An 18,674-nucleotide genomic window follows, 5' to 3' on the forward strand; every position below is an offset into this window, starting at 1 on the left:
ATTTTTTATATATTGAAAGCTAATTGTATATCTTTTATTTGAGTAATACAGGTTTTTCTTTGTTGAGAACAAATTCTAATGTGTAGAGAGGGTAATAGCACACATTTTGAGAATTTTCGCCAATATTTTTTTGAGAAAATTTAAAAGCGAATGAAGGTTTATACGTCTTAATAAAATTATGAAATGATGTTGATACAGTGTTACGAGATGATTTCACTTCAATAGGGGCAACATTGCCCTGATAATAAATAACAAAATCGATTTCCTGAGATTGAGATGGTTCAAAGTAATAGGAATCTTTCTTTTTGGAGTGAAGAATCTGTGCAATAACATTTTCATATAAAGCACCCTTGAAATGCCCTAAATTTCCACTGATGAATGCTTTGATGACAGCCTCATCAAATTGGGACACAAGAAGACCGGTATCAGCCATATAGACTTTAAATATATTCAGTTCCTTATTGATTTCTAATGGAATCTCTGGAGTTTTCAATCTATATGTTTTGATAATAAGTCCACTGTCTTTCAACCAATCAAGACTGGATTCATAATAGCGAGCATTTCCACCTTTTTTAATGAGCTTATATTGAAACTTTTTATTTTCTTTAGCTAACTGAAGTGGAATAGAATCATAACATTCTCTTGCTTTTATTCTTTCAGAACCATGAGCATATTTAAGCATATCGTTTCTATAATCATCGACGATTTGTCTTTGAATAAGTAGTGCTTCTCTGTATGATTTTGTTTGAAAATAGGTTTGAACAACTTCAGGCATACCACCGATAATGATATAGTCCTTAAAGAACTGATTAAATTTTTCATGAATGCTAATAGGAATAGGCTTGTTGTTTTCAATAGATTGATAAATTGTATCTATAATAGATGGATTAACTCCCATAGCATCTACGAATTCTAAAAAAGTTAGGGGATACATATCCCATGTTTCAACGTAACCAACTGGGAAAGACGAACTTGATGCTACTGCAACACCAAGCATACTTCCAGAGCAAATAATATCACAAGGAAAATCTTCAGACAGGAATTTCAAAGCTGTGAAAGCATCTCCACATGCTTGAATTTCATCTAAGAACAGCAAAGTATCATTATCAAATTGAATATCCATATATGTTAATTCAAAGTATTGCAGTAAATCATGAGCAGTTTTTGTCTGTTTGAAAAGTTTTTGAAATTCATGATCTCTTTCAAAATTGATTTCAACTAGATTTTTGTAGTTGTTTTTGGCAAATTCTCTGATGATATAAGTCTTACCGACTTGACGAGCTCCTTTAATAATGAGCGGTTTTTTCACTTTTTTGTTTTTCCATTCTATTAAATCATTATAGATTATTCTTTTCATAACTATCACCATCCATACATAGTATATCATTTGAATAGAGAAAAATACATAAAATAGATAAAAAAGTTATAAAAAAATGCAAAATAACTTTTATTTCATATTAAAAAAATGCAAAATGCATAATTTATTATATTAAAAATATGCAATATCTATGTATTAGATGTGGGTAAGTATCAAATAAAATGAATCTATCATAGATTTATTAACTATAATAGGACAGTTAGATGATAATAAAAAGAATACATCTTTGATAATTTGAAGACTTATTTTTTTAATCTATAAGAGTTTGAAGCAATCTTTACATTTTTGTAAGTCAAAATATGTTAAAATAAAGTAGCAACCCTTATTTGCAACTTCTAGTTGACAAAAAACAACTCTAGGTTGGTGGTTTATAGAGCTGATTTTGACTATGCTTAAGACAAGAGGTGAGATATATGAGTTTTGGAGAAAAGTTACAACAATTAAGAAAAGAAAAAGGTTTATCTCAGGAAGATTTAGCCTATCAATTAAATGTATCAAGACAGGCAGTCAGTAAATGGGAATCACAAAATGGTTATCCAGAGATGGAAAAGATGATTTTAATAAGCGAATTGTTTCAAGTGAGTTTAGATTATTTATTAAAAGAAGATTATGATGATTCTTTTCAAAAAACAGATACTTCTTATTATTTAATGTCAAAACAAAAAATAGACGACTATATACAAATCAAAAAAAGTTTTGCATTAAAAATGGCATTATCTGTATCATTCATGATTTTGGGACTTCTCATTCCTATTTTATGTTCAAATACACCTTATGAAACATGGAGTGGTTTTGGCTTCTTAATCATTATTGGTATAAGTATTTTTGTCATCATGGTAGCTGCTCTTTCTAAAAATCCATATCAGAATATTGAAGATCAGGAAATAAAAATGAGTTTTAGTGATTTACAAGAGTTACAGGAACAATATCAACAATTTCACTCTCATTTGACTTTAGCTATTGCTGGTAGTGTTTTATTGATTATTGTTTCACTTGCATGTGTGGCGTTATTAACAGAAACACATTTTGCCAACTCACAATGGATACCTGCTCAATTTATGTTATGTGTTGCGATTGCTGTTTTCTTCTTTATTTATTATGGAATTTTAGATGGTGTGTATAAATTCCTTGTTCATAATAAAGAGTATGTTAAAGATAAACAAATTCAAAAGCAGCAAAGTAGTATTTTTGGAATCACAATGCCTCTAGCAGCTATGCTATATTGTGTGATGGGATTGACATGGAACTGGTGGCATCCAGGATGGATTATTTTTCCAATCACTGCTTTTATTTCATTAGGTATTGATTATTTGATTCATCGTAAGTAAAGAAGATGTAAGTCCAATGTCATTCAGTCCTTAACTTAATGACATTGCTGAATGGCTCCTTCTCTTTTGATGATGCGGTGAGCTGGCAGAAAGGATGGGAAGAAAACGAGTAGCAATTGAAAACGAATTGCAATCCCCGGTTCCTCTTGATATAATAATAGTTAGATATTACTAACTCATTTGCATATAGGAGGATAGATAGCCATGTCCGAATTTGGTATAGTAGAAGATACAATGTTTATTCCTATGGTGGGAAGGATTTACGCCACCGAAAAGTTTCCGGGTATTTTATATGATAAAAAAGCACTTTCATTAAAAGAAAAGTTGCCATCCGCACTGTTGGAAACAGGAAATCAAAGTCAATACACGCTTCTGGCTTCTGCATCCCGTTCCGCTAATATGGATCGGCATATCCAGAACTTCCTGAGACGTAAACCGGATGGTGTTGTTATACAGTTGGGCTGCGGACTGGAGACAACGTATGATCGCAATGACAATGGGCAAACCCAATGGTATGCTGTAGACCTTCCGAATGTAATCGAATACCGGCGCAGTTTGCTCCCGGAACCTGAGAAGGAAACTTATCTTTCAGGGGATGCTTTTTCAGACGGATGGCTCAGGCAGATCCGCAGGAACATGCCTGATACGCCTCTTCTGGTTACTGCAGGAGGTTTGTTCCATTACTTTCAAGAGGAAAAAGTTTTTGGCCTTCTGCAGATGCTGAAAGGTTTCGGGAATATAGAGCTTGTGTTTGATACGGTAAATAAAAGCGGCATGAAAATGTTGCAGAAGAAATATATGAAGCAGATGGGACATGAAAATGCCCGAATGTTTTTTTATGTGAATTCGGCTGAAGATCTGGTTACCACACTAGGTAGAGGTGTCAAAGTATTGGCGGATGAACCATATTACAAGTTTATCAAACGAGATGGATTAAAAATCATTACAAAAATCAGTATGGATATTTCAGATCGATTTGGAATGCTCAAAATGATCCATCTGGAGTGGAGGTAATGTAAATATGGTGGTCATGATAGAAAGTCTGATTGGTATCTTATTATTCACAATCCTGATTGTGTCGCCGACGCTGAAAAATCCCCTTGCCTCAGTGGGAGATTATCCCCGGCCATAAGGGAGAAATGTATGGAATTAGGATTAATCGAAAAAAGAGAACAACGTTTCCCAGGTCAGATATCATCTAGAAAGGAATCGCCCTGCTTGCTTTTGTGTTTATCTTCGCTGTTATCCTGAAACAGTTTAATGGAGCGGATACATTCTGGAAAGGGGTTCGGGATTCCTACATGATCTGGCTGATCATTGATTGGTATGATGCTCTTGTACTCGATAGCATCTGGTTTTGCCATTCGAAAAAAGTCAGGATACCAGGCACAGAGGATATGGAAGAATATAAGGATTACTGTTTTCATATTAAGCAGTCCTGTATTGGTATGCTTCTTGGCTTGCCCGCCTGTCTTGCAGTGGGAGTGATTACAGCAATCCTCTGATCAGCCATCAAATGGTATAAAACAGAATATGATTCGCATTCAGTAGGAAATCTCTCGTTTATGAGTACGTTTGAGGAGGAATAGAATATGAAAAACACCATCTGTGAAAAACTGATGTGGTCAGCGATGACACCTGCTATTTTCAAATATATCGCAGCCAATTGCAAAAATACGGATACATTCAGGGTGAAGAAGAAATCGCGTAAAAACTTTAAAGATATGTTGGCGAGGACACCCGACATAGGCGGTTTTACGAAAAATCCTCTGCGAATCTGTCTTTCCGGCGGAATTGTCTGGATGGCAGTTTATAAGGCAATGGATGGGGCGATGAGCCATGAGCAGTTCGGGGAAATGGTGACAGCCACGATGCAGGCGTCGCTCATTAAAAAAGCTTTCGGGAGTAAAAATCCATTTGATATGGAATATCAAAAAAAGAAAGTCAAGAAGGACAGAATTGCAAATGCCATATCCGACAGCGAATTCAACTGGATGACGGAGACGATTCCCGGAAGGGATGCAGACGAATACACCATCAACTATCACAGGTGCGGCCTGTGTGCGCTTGGAAAACAGGAGCATTTGGAAGAACTGATACCTTATATGTGTGCCATGGATTTTATTTCTGCTGATCTCATGGGCGGCGTGTTATACAGGACAGGTACACTTGCAGAGGGCGCAGAAAAGTGTGATTTCTATGTTTGCAAAAAGGACTCTAAATGGGATAAAGAAAGAAAATACGGACAGCAATCCAAGCTGCAAAAACAGGGAGAGTTGGGAAAGTGGAATATGTGACGGTTGCACAGGAGGGCTTCTATGGACTTTATCATGTCCCTGTTAAGGATCATGATCCCAAAAAGGTCGTCATCGTAGTAGGCGGCAGCGAAGGGAATGAAAATATCCCGATGAATGTGGGCGCTATGTTTGCCAGGTGCGGCATCGCCGCGTTAGGCATTTGTTACTGGAACGTAGACGGGCTGCCGAAAGAATTGGTTCGGGTGCCTGTCGATCCGTTTGAAAAAGCAATCCTGTGGCTGAAAAACAAGGGACATGAGAAGATTATCATGTACGGCATTTCAAAAGGCGCTGAACTGGCGCTGCTTTGCGCTTCCCTTATGCCGGATATCTGCGGCGTTGTCGCACTCTCCCCGATCCACTGTATATGGGGAGGCATGTACGGGAATAAAAGCATGGCATCGAAAACTTTTTCATCTGCCTCCGAATTCACATACAGGGGAAAAGATTTTCCGTGTATGACAGCGCATCTGAAATATGGGCCGGCAATCCGGAACCTCATCCTCCATCAGCAGTTCGAGTTATCCTACATCTACGAAGAACCACTGAAACATTTTGATGAGGATACAGCCATTCATGTGGAGAACATTCAGGGAAACATTTTATTTATTTACGCAAAGGAAGATCTCATGTGGCCCAGCAAAGAGGCAGTGGCATATATGGTAAACCGCCTGGAAAAACACCGGTTTGCTTTCCGGGTGGATGTCTTGGAATATGAAAAAGCAAGCCACATTCTTGTTCCATTAAATCCATCTAAGCTGAAAATGTTTAAAATTGAGAGACAATATCCGGAAGATTGCAGGCGCAGCCGTGAAGACGCTTTCCATAAAACGATAAAATGGATATCGGAGGTAAAGTGAATATGGCGGTCATGATAGAAAGTCTGATTGGTATCTTATTATTCACAGTTCTGATTGTGTCACTGACGCTGAAAAATCCCCTTACCTCAGTGGGAGATTATCCCCCGGCCATACGGGAGAAATGTATGGAATTAGGATTGATCGAAAAAAGAGAACAACGCTTTACCAGGGCAGATATCCTCCGAAAGGGGATCGCCCTGCTTGCTTTTGTGTTCATCTTCGCTGTTGTCCTGAAACAGTTTAATGGAGCGGATACATTCTGGAAAGGGTTTCGGGATTCCTACCTGATCTGGCTGATCATTGATTGGTATGACGCTCTGATACTTGATTGCATCTGGTTTTGCCATTCGAAAAAAGTCAGGATACCAGGCACAGAGGATATGGAAGAATATAAGGACTATCGTTTTCATATCAGGCAGTCCTGTATTGGTATGCTTCTTGGCCTGCCCGCCTGTCTTGCAGTGGGAGCGATTACAGCAATCCTCTGATCAGCCATCAAATGATATAAAACAGAATATGTAAGCATTGTCATCATACACATGCATTTTTACTATCTGTCATTATTCCTTATAGTCAAATTCTATTTCATGACACTCTATCCATTATTCGCTCAAATTCTATGCAGGATTTGAATCAGCTTATGATTGAAAATCCAAATATAGATGAATCTAATATTTCTTACATAAAGAAACAGTATTCGATGCATTGGAAACAAAGACTGCTATCTGAAAATATTCAATTAGATAGTTCTCTGGTTTTTCAGTGCTTTTTTCATTTCAAAAGACAGTTTATGCAGAGTATCTTCCCAAAGGAAAATGCCGATAAAGCCCTAAAATACAGGCTATACCGACATTTACCATCTTATGAAAAGATAATCAGAAATTTAGTAAGTTTTTATAGAAAAAAAATATGAAAAAAGTATATAATGAATATAAATAAGGAGGTTATTATGGAGAAACGTTGGAATTTAGATCAATTATATTTATCTTTTCAAGATCAATCATTTTTAAATGATATTGAAACATTAAAACAAATGTTAGAAGATATGCAGGAATATTCTCAAAAGGAAAAAACAGAAGACAATTTAAAGTCATATTTAGAACAATCCAATCAATTTTCGGATCTGGTAGAAAAAATATATGCTTTTATATCATTGACAATGAGTAGTGATACAACGAATCAGGATGCTTTGAAATATTCATCTGTTATTGAAAATCTTTTAGCAGGTTTTGCAGATGCACAGGCAAAAATTGATCGTTGGATTGGTCAGTTTGATTTGGATCATATTCAAGATTCTTATATTCAAGGACATCTTTTTGTTTTAAAAGAAACACAAGAACATAATCGTTATTTATTAAGTGATGAGGGAGAAAAGATTTTGGCTCAAATGAAAACAACTGGCTCAAGTGCCTGGTTGAAATATAAAGATCAGTTAATTGCTTCTATGAAAGTATCTATGGATGGTAAGGAGTATCCTTTGACAGAAGTTTTAAATATGGCTTATTCAAAGGATAAAGAGGTGAGAAAGAAAGCATATGAAGCCGAGATAGCATCTTATTTACAAGTAGAACAAGGTGTTGCGAGTGCTTTGAATGCAATTAAAGGTGAAGCCATAACAAGTGCCAATCTTCGAGGTTATGATTCTGTTTTACAGCGTACTTTGATAGATTCCAGAATGTCACAAAAGACATTGGATGTTTTGATTTCTACGATGAAAAAAGCTTTACCTATGTTTGAAAGATATTTTCAATTAAAGGCTCAAGCGTTAGGTTATACGGATGGATTGCCTTGGTATGAATTATATGCTCCAATTGTAGAAAGTGATATGTCTTATCCTTTTGAAAAAGGTAGTCAATTTGTTGTAGAACAGTTTTATACTTTTTCAAAGCATTTAGGAGATTATGCCAAGAAGGCTATTGAAAATCAATGGATTGATGTTTATCCAAGAACGGGAAAAGTTGGAGGGGCTTTCTGTCATAATTTACATTGTATTCAGGAAAGTCGTTTCTTATTAAATTATGGAAATGAGTTTGGTGATACTATTACTTTAGGTCATGAACTTGGACATGGATTTCATGGTGAGTGTTTAAATACACAAACAGCTTTAAATGCTGACTATCCAATGCCTATTGCTGAAACAGCTTCAACATTTTGCGAAACAATTATCAAAAAGGCAGCGCTCAAATCTGCTGATGCAAAAGACAAATTGTTTATTTTAGAAAATGAACTCTGTGATTGTGCACAGGTGATTGTGGATATTTATTCACGTTACTTGTTTGAAAGTCGATTGATTGAAAAGCGTCAAGAAGGACCATTAAGTGTTGAAGAAATCAAAGCGTTAATGTTAGAAGCTCAAAAAGAAGCCTATGGTCATGGTTTGGATCATCGTTACCTACATCCTTATATGTGGACATGGAAACCACATTATTATGAAGCTGATTATGCGTTTTATAATTTTCCTTATGCATTTGGTTTATTACTTGCAAAAGGATTATATGGTTTATATCAAAAACAAGGTGCTACATTTGCTGATACGTATGAACATTTCTTATCATTAACAGGAAAAATGAGTTTAGAAGATGTGGGTAAGAGTGTTGGTATTGATTTACAGGATCCAGCATTCTGGCAAAATTCTATTGATATGATAAAAGATGATATTGATTTATTTGAACAGTTATTAAAGCAATTGGTGTAACGAAATGTTACACCTTTTTTGTTGCAATTTTCATAAAATAAGAGTATATTGTTTAGGTGTAAACAATATACAAGTAAACTAATGAGGTGAGATATGAAAACGAACATTGAAACATTATTAGATTATTCAATACAGATTAGAAAGTATTATGCACGTGTTTTAAATGAGAGATTGAAAGATTTGAAATTATCGCCTAATGAAATGAATATCTTAATTTTATTATCAAATAATCCAAGTATTACAACAAGTACACAGTTAAATGTCTTTTTAGGAGTTTCTAAGGGACTCATTAGTCGTAGTGTAGAAAGCTTGGTGAAAAAAGAGCTGATTCGTATAGAAAGTGATGTCACTGATCGACGTATTCAACATATTTATTTAACAGCCGATGCAATTGAGGAGATAAAGATTTTAAAAAAAGAAATTCGAAAAATTAATGAAGATATTTTATCAGAAATTCCAAAAGAAGATATCAAAAAGATGGAAGAAACGCTAATAAAAATAAGAGATCACTTTAAAGAAAAAAATGAGGAGGTATGTTTATGAAATTAAAAATGTCACAAGAAGTGGACTTAGGAAAAGAACCCGTAGGACATTTATTGTTTATTTTGGCTGTACCGGCTATTACATCGCAGGTTGTCAATGCTTTATATAACATGGTCGATCGTATGTATATAGGACATATTCCAGAAGTTGGTTCTGCAGCTTTAACAGGGGTAGGAGTCTGTTTTCCTATTATCATGATTATTTCTGCTTTTGCATACTTATTTGGTATGGGAGGAGCACCACGAGCTAGTATCTTCATGGGGAAAAAAGACAATGATACGGCTGAAAAAATTTTAGGTAACTGTACAACATCACTCATGATTATTGCCGTTTTATTGACAGTTTTGGTTTTAATTTTTCAAGAACCATTATTATATCTTTTTGGAGCGAGTGAAAATACAATTGGTTATGCCATGGATTATATGACTATTTATGCGATTGGAACAATCTTTGTACAGTTGACATTAGGGTTAAATGCCTTTATATCAGCACAAGGATTTTCAAAAATTAGTATGTTAACTGTTGTTATTGGAGCTGTCACAAATATTGTTTTAGACCCTATTTTTATTTTTGGATTGAATATGGGGGTACAAGGTGCAGCAGTTGCGACAGTCATGTCACAAGCTTTAAGTGCCATTTGGGCATTCTGGTTCTTATCAGGAAAAAATACGATTTTAAAATTAAAAAGAGAAAATTTAAAAATCAATTTTCATATTTTATTACCATGTATTGCTTTAGGTGTTGCTCCTTTTGCAATGCAGGCTACTGAAAGTGTTTTGGTATTATGCTTTAACTCATCATTATTAAAATATGGTGGAGATTTAGCTGTTGGCGCTATGACAATCTTATCAAGTGTTATGCAATTTGCCATGTTACCATTACAAGGTTTAACACAAGGGGGACAACCTATTATCAGTTATAACTATGGTGCTAAACAAGGTGATCGTGTTCAAAAAGCATTTAAACTTCAAACCATTTCATGTTTTTCATATTCATCTATACTATGGTTATTGATTATGATTTTCCCAAGTTTATTTGTTGCGATTTTTACAAGTGATCCACAATTAACAGAAATCACAATTTGGGCATTAAGAATTTATATGGCTGGAGTCTTATTAATGGGTATCCAAATTTCATGTCAACAGACATTTATCGCCTTTGGAAATTCAAAAAAGAGTGCATTTTTGGCAGTCTTTAGAAAAATCTTGGTTTTAATTCCTTTGATTTATATTTTACCTATGTTTATATCAGATCAGGTTTTTGCAGTCTTTTTAGCAGAACCTATTGCTGATACAATTGCTGTTTTAACAACATCAACAATGTTCTATTTTGAAATGAAAAATAAGATGAAAGAAATGCAAACAAAACAATCATAAGAAAGGAAAGTTACATGGTTATTGAACAGTTTAAAGATGCATTTATTGATGAAGTGATGAGCGATGAGTGGCAGGAAGAAATTCTGCCACATAAACAAATGATGGCTTATTATCGTTGTGCCATCATGGAAGTAGAAACAAAATATAGAGTTTTAAATGAAGAACTTTCTCTTTGTTATGACCGTAATCCTATTGAATCTATTCACTCTCGCTTAAAATCTAATGCAAGTATTACAAAGAAACTGAAGTTAAAGGGCTATCCGATTAATGTTGAAACAATGGAAAAATATCTTTATGATATTGCGGGATTACGTGTTGTCTGTTCATTTAAACAGGATATCTATCATTTGGCTCAATGTTTATTACAACAAGATGATATTCGTTTAGTCAAGAAAAAAGACTATATTCAAAATCCTAAAGCCAATGGTTATCGCAGTTTGCATTTGATTGTTGAAGTTCCGATTTTTTTAGAGAATGAGAAAAAATGGGTGAAAGTCGAAGTTCAGTTCCGTACTTTAGCGATGGATTTTTGGGCCAGTCTAGAACATAAATTGAGATATAAAAAAGTCATTGATGACGATAAAGAAAGTTACATAGCTTATCAGTTATTGGAATGTGCACAGATGTGTAATGATTTAGATGATAAAATGAGTTCAATTAAAGAATATTTAGAATAAGAATCGCTTTTATAAGTGGCTCTTTTATTATTATGCTTTATAAGCATGGTTGAATATGAAATATAAGTATTTGAAGAGAAGAAAGGGTTGATATAAAATAAAGATGAAAGTTGTGGTGGCATTATGCAAATAGAAAGATTTCAATGGAAAGAGACATCAAGAATTGTAGAAATGATCTGTCAGGTCTGGAAATTAGATCGCATGTTTAAAAGTTTAAAAAATGGCATGATTTTCTCACAAGAATATTTTTATGATGTTTTATTGCATTCCACAGATTTATTTATAGCAACCAAACAACAGCGTATTGTTGGTTTTTTAGCATTATCTTTATCTAAAAAAGAGAAAATTCTGATTCCAAAAGAATATCAAAATCTTCTCTATCATCAACATGATGATTTCCATTTGATTTCTTCCTATCGTCAAATGATGCAAAACTATCATCAAAACTGTGAACAGTTATTACAAAAGATGCATCAAAACTATGATGGAGAGATTGTTTTATTTATGGTTGATGAGACATATCAGCATCAGGGATTAGGAACGAAGCTTTATGAGTATGCAGAATGTTTATTCCAAAAAGAAAACTGTTCCCATTATATTTTGTATACCGATACAAGCTGTTCTTATGAATTTTATGATCATCATCAAATGAAACGATTAGATCAATATCGAAGAGATGATGATTTTACAATTTATTTATATGCAAAGGAGTTGAAATCCATGGAATATAGACAATTACCACATGGAAATGAAAAAATTAGTGTGATTGGTTTAGGAACCAGTTCACTTGGAGAATCAAGTGATGAAGAAATCATTGCGACGATTCAAGAAGCTATTGATCAAGGTGTGAATTATCTAGATTTAGCAAGTGGACATGCTAAAACATTTCAGGCAATTGGTCAGGCTATCAAAGGACAAAGAGAAAAAGTTTATTTACAGATTCATTTTGGAGCTAATTATGAAACAGGTGAATATGGATGGACAACAAATTTAGATAAGATCAAACAATCTATTCAATGGCAGTTAGAAATGTTGCAGACGGATTATATTGATTTTGGTTTTATTCATTGTATTGATGAAGAAGCAGATTTAAAAGCGATTGAAAAAGCGGGTGTTATTGATTATATTCAAGAATTAAAAAAACAGGGGATTGTCAAGCATATTGGACTATCATCACATACTCCTGAAATTGTGCATAAAGTCTTAAATATGCATATATTAGATATGGTGATGTTTAGTATTAATCCCGCTTATGATTATAAACATGGTGAATATGCCATTGGTCAGACTGATGAGAGAATGGCTTTATATCAGCGCTGTGAAAAAGAAGGAGTCGCTATTTCAGTTATGAAAGCCTTTAGTGCAGGACAGCTCTTGGATGCAAACAAATCACCTTTTCCGCAGGCCTTAACACGTATTCAATGTCTTCAATATGCATTAGATAAGCCAGGTGTTGTGACTGTCTTACCTGGTGTTAGAAATCGTGATGATTTAAAAGAAATTTTAAAATATACACAGGCCAGTGATAAAGATAAGGATTATACTGTTATTTCAACATTTGATGCTGTAGAACATCAAGGAAAATGTGTTTATTGCAAACATTGTCATCCTTGCCCTATGGGCTTAGATATTGCTTTGATGAATAAATATTACGATCTATCTTTATTAGGTGATGATTTAGCTAAAGATCACTATCACCATTTAGAAAAGAAAGCAAGTGCCTGTGTGCAATGTGGACATTGCAATCATCGTTGTCCTTTCCATGTTGATCAAATGCAAAGAATGGAAGAAATTGCCTTATATTTTGGAGAATAGGAGTGATGGAAATGAAAAAAATTTTAGTGTCTTATTTTTCAGCAAGTGGAGTCACTGCAAGAGTGGCTCAAAAACTATCTCAAGCTATTGATGGGGATTTACATGAGATCATACCAGCTCAACCTTATAGTCAAGCAGATTTAGATTGGACGAATCCACAAAGTCGAAGCAGTCAAGAAATGAAAAATAAAGCATATCGTCCAGCTATTCAAAATGAAGTTAAAAATATGGATGATTATGATGTGATTTTTATTGGTTTTCCAATCTGGTGGTATGTGGCACCAACGATTATCAATACATTTTTAGAACAATATGACTTATCAGGTAAAACAATTATTCCTTTTGCAACATCAGGAGGCAGTGGTATGGGAAATACCACTCAGGAATTAAAAGTTTCTTGTGGCAATGCCAAATTATGTCAAGGACGTCGCTTTGATAGTCAGGTTGATGTGGATACATTAAAAACATGGGCTGAATCATTTTTATAAGAGATATGAACTGAGCTAATTTGATTAAAAATTTGCGAAAGATTCATATCTTTTTCTATTAAATTAAAAAAATAATCATATATTAATAATGAGAAAAGAATTGTTTTTCTTGACATTCGAGAGATGAAAAATTGAATGCAGATATTTAATGCAAGTATCATATTTTATTTGAAATTCTTATATGTTATAAGCAGAGGAAATCCATGGTAGATAGAAGAAAATTAAAAATTGATTAAGGTTTTATTGATTATCACAGTCGTATATTTTTGTTGTTATTAGATCAAAGTGCGAACAGACTAAAGACGTTTTTGATTTAACTAGTCTTATCGTTTTGCTTAGAATAGTAGAAGATGGGAATTATAGAAGTAGAAAGAATATATTTTTATAGTATTGAAGTTTCATGTATTTTCACTGAATGTATGCTTTATGTTTATATCAGTTATGTACTTGTAAAAAAAGTCAAAGATTTTCATCATTTTATATTTGATTGCCTATATGTGATGCAATATTGTATACCTTAAATGGAAGTTGAGATACAAAAAGATATGATTTCTTTGTGTTTTAAATTCAAAAGATTTTTATTAATTTATTTTTGTAAATAAGGAGTGAGAAGGAGATATATGAAAACTAAACAGACAAAACTATTGTATTTTGTTAGTGGTATTTATATCGTGACGCTTTTATTTGCTTTTGTTTTAAATATACAAAAAGGAAATCTCAAAGATATCATGATGTGTTTTGTTGCCTGTATAACACCATGGCTTTTTCCAATTCTTATGCGTTTGTTTCATTTGAAAATGACAGATGAAATCAAAATCATTAATGTGATTTTTATATACTTTGCTTCACTGGTAGGAAGTTCATTAGCTGGGTATACATTACCTTTCTATGATAAAATTGTCCATTTTTTCAGTGGAATTCTTGCCAGTATTATCGCAATGATTCTTTATTGTATGATAAAAAAACAACGCACTATTTATAATAAGCAGGATTATATTCTTTTTTTTATATTTATGATGACAGTTAATTTGTCAATTGCTGTTATTTGGGAGTTTTATGAATATTTTATGCTTGTCTTTTTCAATAATGACTGTATTCTACATTACACAACAGGTGTCCATGATGCCATGACAGATATGCTTTGTGCACTTGGTGGTGGATGTGTAGTGCTATTGGAAATGATTGCTCATAGAAATCGTCAGGAGTTACCTTTCTTTATGCGTATTGTTGAAAAATTCTATGATTGTAATATGAATGATCAATCATAGACATATAATCAGGAAAAGAGGATGAAGATGTTAAAAAAACAAACAGGGATAAAATCACAGTATATTGTTGAAATTGTGAATGATGATATGATTAAGTGTCAATGTTATGATAATCAAACAGAATATACATACTTTGAAAGGTTCGCTGCATCAAAGAATCTTAAAAAGGGTGATTTATTAGCGGATGGTGAATTTGGAAAATTGATTTTATTAAAAAATAAACAAAAAAGAAATTTCTTTAGTCACAAACATTAAGAAATAATGATACAATATAAAAAAGAGGTGTCATTATGAAAAAATTAAAAACCATATGGTATAGCTGTTTAATCATTTATATTGTCACTTTAATATATGCTTTTTATGTCAATTGGCAAGGAAAGTATTTTGGAATGACTTTTGTTGCCTGTCTGACACCGTGGATTTTACCTGTACTCATGAAAATATTACATATCAAAGTTCCATTAGAATTTTATATCATTAATCTTGTTTTTGTTTATTTTGCCAGTCTTTGGGGAAGTTGCCTTGGAGGCTATTCAACGCCCTATTATGATAAATTTATACATTGTGCCAGTGGTGTTGTCATTTGTGAATTGATATATTTTATCTATAAATATTTTTTGAGAGAAGATCATCGTCAAAGTCTGATGTTTCTATTTTTGAATGCTGTTAATGCTTTAGTGGCTTTATTATGGGAGTTTTATGAATATGCTTTGTTAGTCTTTTTTAACTATGATGCTATTAATCATTGGACAAGTGGTGTCCATGATACATTGACAGATATGCTGGTTGCTGTGATTGGCGGGCTTGTTTTATCTTTCTATTTGATACATTTTGATCAAAGTCCCAAAGAACATTTCTTTGTGTCTTTGGAAAGAAAGATTTATCAGTTAAATCATAAAAAAAACTCATAACGATATGAAATGATACAGAGAATGAATGATCAATATTCATTCTTTTTTATATGAAATATGCGATTATCAAAAGATTAAACATTATGTATTATTGTAGATAGAGTTGTCATTTTTATACCTAAATATACAAGAAGTGGTATAAATGATAAAATATTGCCGAGGAAATAGAAACCTTGTCGTTTATGATTGTAATGATTATGTAAAGTTACGGAATTTATAAACAACAGAAAGTCTCTTAGAAGATGTGAAAAACATGGAACATGAAAATAGATGAAGAAAAATCATTTGGGAAAATCGAGATGAGATTTTCTCTTTTTTATGTAGTTGGTATTTTGATGAAAGTTTAGTATAATAGACATATGGTGGTGAGGGCAATGGAAACTTTTTATAAACAGGAAGATTTAGAAGTCTTTAGAAAATGGGTTTATTATCAGGTGACAAGTGATCCTCGCTTAAAGCTAGAAAAATATGATTCAAGAACTTATAAAATTTATTATAAAAATCGTGTTGCCAGATTTGTTGTTTGGCCTATAGGAATTGTAGAAGAAGCGATTATGGAAGGAGAAGAACTGTTATTTTATTTACATTATCAGTTTTATAACTTTCATTATGCAACCAATCTGTTTCATCGTATGATGGAAAAACTGCTTGAAGATGAAAAGCCAAATTATCATATTTTATTATGTTGTTCAGGTGGTATGACAACGGGATATTTTGCTGAAAACTTAAATAAATATTGTCAGTTAAATCATTTGCCTTATCATGTTGATGCAACAGCAGTTTATCAGTTAGAAAATGTTTATCAAAAATATGATTTGATTCTCATCGCTCCTCAACTCAGGTATAAACAACATGAGTTATCGCAAAAATTGAAACCTGTTTTAGTAGATAATATAGATGCTTCTATTTTTGCTACTTATGACTGTCAGGCGATGATTGAACATATAGAAAAAATAATAAAGGATGAAAATAAATGAGTGAAAAAGAAAAAATGAAGGCTGGGCATTTATACCAGTCATATGATCAGGAATTATATCATGAAAGAGAAATTTGCAAACGAATGCTCTATGAATATAATCGTTATACTCCTGTTCAAAAAGAAGAAAAAGATATTTTATTAAAGAAATTATTGAATTGTAAAGGTGAATTATGGATTGAACCACCTTTTTATTGTCAGTATGGTTACCATATTACAGTTGGTATTGATTTTTATAGTGATGTTAATCTCACCATTTTAGATCAGGGACTTGTAGAGATTGGAGATCATGTTGTCATGGGACCAAATGTGAATATCTATACTGCTTCTTATCCTTTTCATGAAGGACAAAGGATGCAAGGCTTAGAATATGCACGTCCAGTTAAAATTTATGATTATGTCTGGATAGGTGGGAATGTGACTATTTTACCAGGTGTTAAGATTAATCAGGGTGCTATCATTGGAGCAGGGAGTGTTGTCACTCATGATATTCCTCCATATGTAATCGCTGCAGGGAATCCATGTCAGGTGATTCGACCTATTACCAAAGAAGATCTTCATAAAAAATGGTAAATAACACAATTTGAAAAATCTTTTTACCTTGTTTTAACACTTCTTTTTGAAAGGAATGTTAAAATAACCTTGGTGGTGATAAGAGTGGATTATTTGGGATTGATTGTTCCAGGATTGTTTTTAGCCATATTAGGGGTATTAAATCAAATAGAGGGTCATGAAAAGTTATAAAAAATCTTTTCGATAAAGAAAAAAGAGATTATAAGTTCGACTTACAATCTCTTTTTTGTGTTATTATTTTTCGAAAGTTTTGTATTATATGAACTACAATCTCCATCTCTCTACCAAATAACTTCCACCTTGCTCTTCTTCCTCACCATATCCGTATCTCTACGGACATATCTATTTTAACATTTTTTTACAAGAATGCAAGAATCTTTTGTCAAATTATAAATGATTATGTGGAAGATCAGAAAAATTAATAAGTTTAATATGATTTTCTTGTATGAAAGTTTTGATTTCTGGTGAAGTTAAAAGTTCAAGTTCTTTTATACGTGGTAAGTTATAGCTGGACATATCATAGAGTCTTTGATCAAGATAAGCAGGGTGACACATGAATTCCAAAGGTCCATGATAGGATGAAAGAATTTGTGTAAAATATTGATAATTGGCATCATCATTATACATCTGATCATAAACAGGAATATAAGGATATGTATCAAGGACTTGTTCACGTTGGCGAATAGGTAAATCATATTCTAAAGCTAATCGTTTTGTAACATCCAAATGCCATGGTAATAGATGGACATGATGGTGTGAATCAATATGTGTTGGCTTATGTCCGGCTATTTCAATAAATTTGTCTATTTGAGCTTTCCATTCACGATAAAGTTCATCTTGATTAGCATGTGGTTTTCCATCAGGATAATCTTTTGGTCGAATAAAATCTCCATTTTGATCTGTATAGGATTGAGCTCCTTCTACTAAAGGACGACCAACGGTTAATACCAGGTGAACTCCAACTCCCAGTTGTGGGAATTTTTTAGCTTGTTTTAAAGCAAACTCAGCATAGGGCATATTCATCATACATGTTGTTGAAGTAATAATGCCTTGACTATGCCCTACAAGTATACCAATGGTATTGGCTTGTGTCATTCCAAAATCATCAGCATTCACTATTAATTGATTAATCATAAAAAATTACCTCCTATACATGATTATACTCGAAAAATAAAAATGGAAGTGTTTTTTTCATATTCTTAAAATAATTCTTTGAGTCTTGTAGATGATTGCTATATAATAGAAAAGAAATCAAGGAGCTAACTATATAAAATTCAAGTCATTTGATGAAAAAGTTTGAAAATGTTAAATGATTTGATTATGGTAGCTCATCAATATGTAAGATCTTTGAAATGTGAATATGATTTGTGTTTTTGGGCATGACGAAAACAGCCTATGGAATAGACTTTTTATGAATACGGTTTCATTTTCTTTCTATCTCAGTAACGATGCATCAAACTGCTGATTTGTCGTTACCAGATGATAGATG

19 protein-coding genes are annotated in these 18,674 nt (G+C 33.1%); 16 read left to right on the forward strand and 3 right to left on the reverse strand.

The annotated features are described in order from the left end of the window. Positions 1-34: 34 nt before the first annotated feature. Entirely contained in the window at positions 35-1,357 is a 1,323-nt protein-coding gene (locus B5G32_RS07920) for an ATP-binding protein (RefSeq protein ID WP_087936350.1), read from the reverse strand. A gap of 434 nt (positions 1,358-1,791) precedes the next feature. On the opposite strand from B5G32_RS07920, the gene B5G32_RS07925 reads away from it, so the two are divergent. Continuing rightward, positions 1,792-2,706 (forward strand): helix-turn-helix domain-containing protein, encoded by a 915-nt coding sequence (locus B5G32_RS07925; protein WP_087936351.1) that lies wholly within the window; start codon positions 1,792-1,794, stop codon positions 2,704-2,706. 204 nt (positions 2,707-2,910) lie between these two features. Continuing rightward, the gene (locus tag B5G32_RS07930; protein ID WP_087936352.1) at positions 2,911-3,720 is read left to right on the forward strand and encodes a class I SAM-dependent methyltransferase; all 810 of its coding nucleotides are present in this window, start codon (positions 2,911-2,913) and stop codon (positions 3,718-3,720) included. Positions 3,721-3,893: 173 nt separating this feature from the next. On the opposite strand, the gene B5G32_RS13815 is transcribed toward B5G32_RS07930, so the two are convergent. Then, the gene (locus B5G32_RS13815; protein WP_158093994.1) at positions 3,894-4,133 is read right to left on the reverse strand and encodes a hypothetical protein; all 240 of its coding nucleotides are present in this window, start codon (positions 4,131-4,133) and stop codon (positions 3,894-3,896) included. Positions 4,134-4,298: 165 nt separating this feature from the next. Here B5G32_RS13815 and B5G32_RS07940 point away from each other — a divergent pair, with 165 nt between their 5' ends. The 14 genes from B5G32_RS07940 to B5G32_RS08010 all read left to right on the forward strand — a co-directional run bounded on the left by B5G32_RS07940 (position 4,299) and on the right by B5G32_RS08010 (position 17,185). After that, positions 4,299-5,003, forward strand: coding sequence for an L-2-amino-thiazoline-4-carboxylic acid hydrolase (locus B5G32_RS07940; RefSeq protein WP_022789868.1), 705 nt, complete (start codon positions 4,299-4,301; stop codon positions 5,001-5,003). Beyond that, positions 4,991-5,863: an acyl-CoA thioester hydrolase/BAAT C-terminal domain-containing protein gene (locus B5G32_RS07945; RefSeq protein ID WP_087936353.1), complete on the forward strand. Its 873-nt coding sequence runs from the start codon at positions 4,991-4,993 to the stop codon at positions 5,861-5,863. The genes B5G32_RS07940 and B5G32_RS07945 overlap by 13 nt, the downstream gene beginning before the upstream one ends. Before the next feature lie 125 nt (positions 5,864-5,988). After that, the gene (locus B5G32_RS07950; protein WP_202879148.1) at positions 5,989-6,351 is read left to right on the forward strand and encodes a hypothetical protein; all 363 of its coding nucleotides are present in this window, start codon (positions 5,989-5,991) and stop codon (positions 6,349-6,351) included. Between the two features lie 461 nt (positions 6,352-6,812). Then, the gene (locus tag B5G32_RS07960; protein ID WP_087936355.1) at positions 6,813-8,558 is read left to right on the forward strand and encodes a M3 family oligoendopeptidase; all 1,746 of its coding nucleotides are present in this window, start codon (positions 6,813-6,815) and stop codon (positions 8,556-8,558) included. Positions 8,559-8,651: 93 nt separating this feature from the next. After that, the gene (locus B5G32_RS07965; protein ID WP_087936356.1) at positions 8,652-9,101 is read left to right on the forward strand and encodes a MarR family winged helix-turn-helix transcriptional regulator; all 450 of its coding nucleotides are present in this window, start codon (positions 8,652-8,654) and stop codon (positions 9,099-9,101) included. Beyond that, positions 9,098-10,477, forward strand: coding sequence for an MATE family efflux transporter (locus tag B5G32_RS07970; RefSeq protein WP_087936357.1), 1,380 nt, complete (start codon positions 9,098-9,100; stop codon positions 10,475-10,477). Before B5G32_RS07965 ends, B5G32_RS07970 begins: the two co-directional genes overlap by 4 nt. Positions 10,478-10,491: 14 nt before the next feature. Next, the gene (locus tag B5G32_RS07975) at positions 10,492-11,154 is read left to right on the forward strand and encodes a GTP pyrophosphokinase (RefSeq protein ID WP_087936358.1); all 663 of its coding nucleotides are present in this window, start codon (positions 10,492-10,494) and stop codon (positions 11,152-11,154) included. Positions 11,155-11,277: 123 nt separating this feature from the next. Beyond that, the gene (locus B5G32_RS07980) at positions 11,278-12,969 is read left to right on the forward strand and encodes an aldo/keto reductase (protein ID WP_087936359.1); all 1,692 of its coding nucleotides are present in this window, start codon (positions 11,278-11,280) and stop codon (positions 12,967-12,969) included. 11 nt (positions 12,970-12,980) lie between these two features. Further along, positions 12,981-13,457, forward strand: a complete 477-nt coding sequence (locus B5G32_RS07985) for a flavodoxin (protein WP_087298104.1) — start codon at positions 12,981-12,983, stop codon at positions 13,455-13,457. A 620-nt stretch (positions 13,458-14,077) separates the two neighbouring features. Beyond that, a complete protein-coding gene (locus tag B5G32_RS07990; protein WP_087936360.1) occupies positions 14,078-14,725 on the forward strand; it encodes a DUF2238 domain-containing protein in 648 nt (215 codons plus the stop codon). Between the two features lie 27 nt (positions 14,726-14,752). Continuing rightward, on the forward strand, positions 14,753-14,980 hold the full coding sequence (locus B5G32_RS07995; RefSeq protein WP_087244478.1) for a hypothetical protein: 228 nt from the start codon (positions 14,753-14,755) through the stop codon (positions 14,978-14,980). 35 nt (positions 14,981-15,015) lie between these two features. After that, on the forward strand, positions 15,016-15,636 hold the full coding sequence (locus B5G32_RS08000; RefSeq protein ID WP_087244479.1) for a DUF2238 domain-containing protein: 621 nt from the start codon (positions 15,016-15,018) through the stop codon (positions 15,634-15,636). Between the two features lie 374 nt (positions 15,637-16,010). After that, positions 16,011-16,613: a PTS sugar transporter subunit IIB gene (locus B5G32_RS08005; RefSeq protein WP_087936361.1), complete on the forward strand. Its 603-nt coding sequence runs from the start codon at positions 16,011-16,013 to the stop codon at positions 16,611-16,613. Further along, a complete protein-coding gene (locus B5G32_RS08010) occupies positions 16,610-17,185 on the forward strand; it encodes a sugar O-acetyltransferase (RefSeq protein WP_087936362.1) in 576 nt (191 codons plus the stop codon). The genes B5G32_RS08005 and B5G32_RS08010 overlap by 4 nt, the downstream gene beginning before the upstream one ends. A 387-nt stretch (positions 17,186-17,572) precedes the next feature. Here B5G32_RS08010 and chbG read toward each other — a convergent pair whose 3' ends face one another. Continuing rightward, a complete protein-coding gene (gene chbG, locus B5G32_RS08015; protein WP_087936363.1) occupies positions 17,573-18,319 on the reverse strand; it encodes a chitin disaccharide deacetylase in 747 nt (248 codons plus the stop codon). Positions 18,320-18,674: the final 355 nt, after the last annotated feature.

The sequence above is a fragment of the Massilimicrobiota sp. An80 genome (assembly GCF_002159255.1).
GTDB classification, from domain to species: Bacteria; Bacillota_I; Bacilli_A; order Erysipelotrichales; family Coprobacillaceae; genus Allocoprobacillus; species Allocoprobacillus merdigallinarum.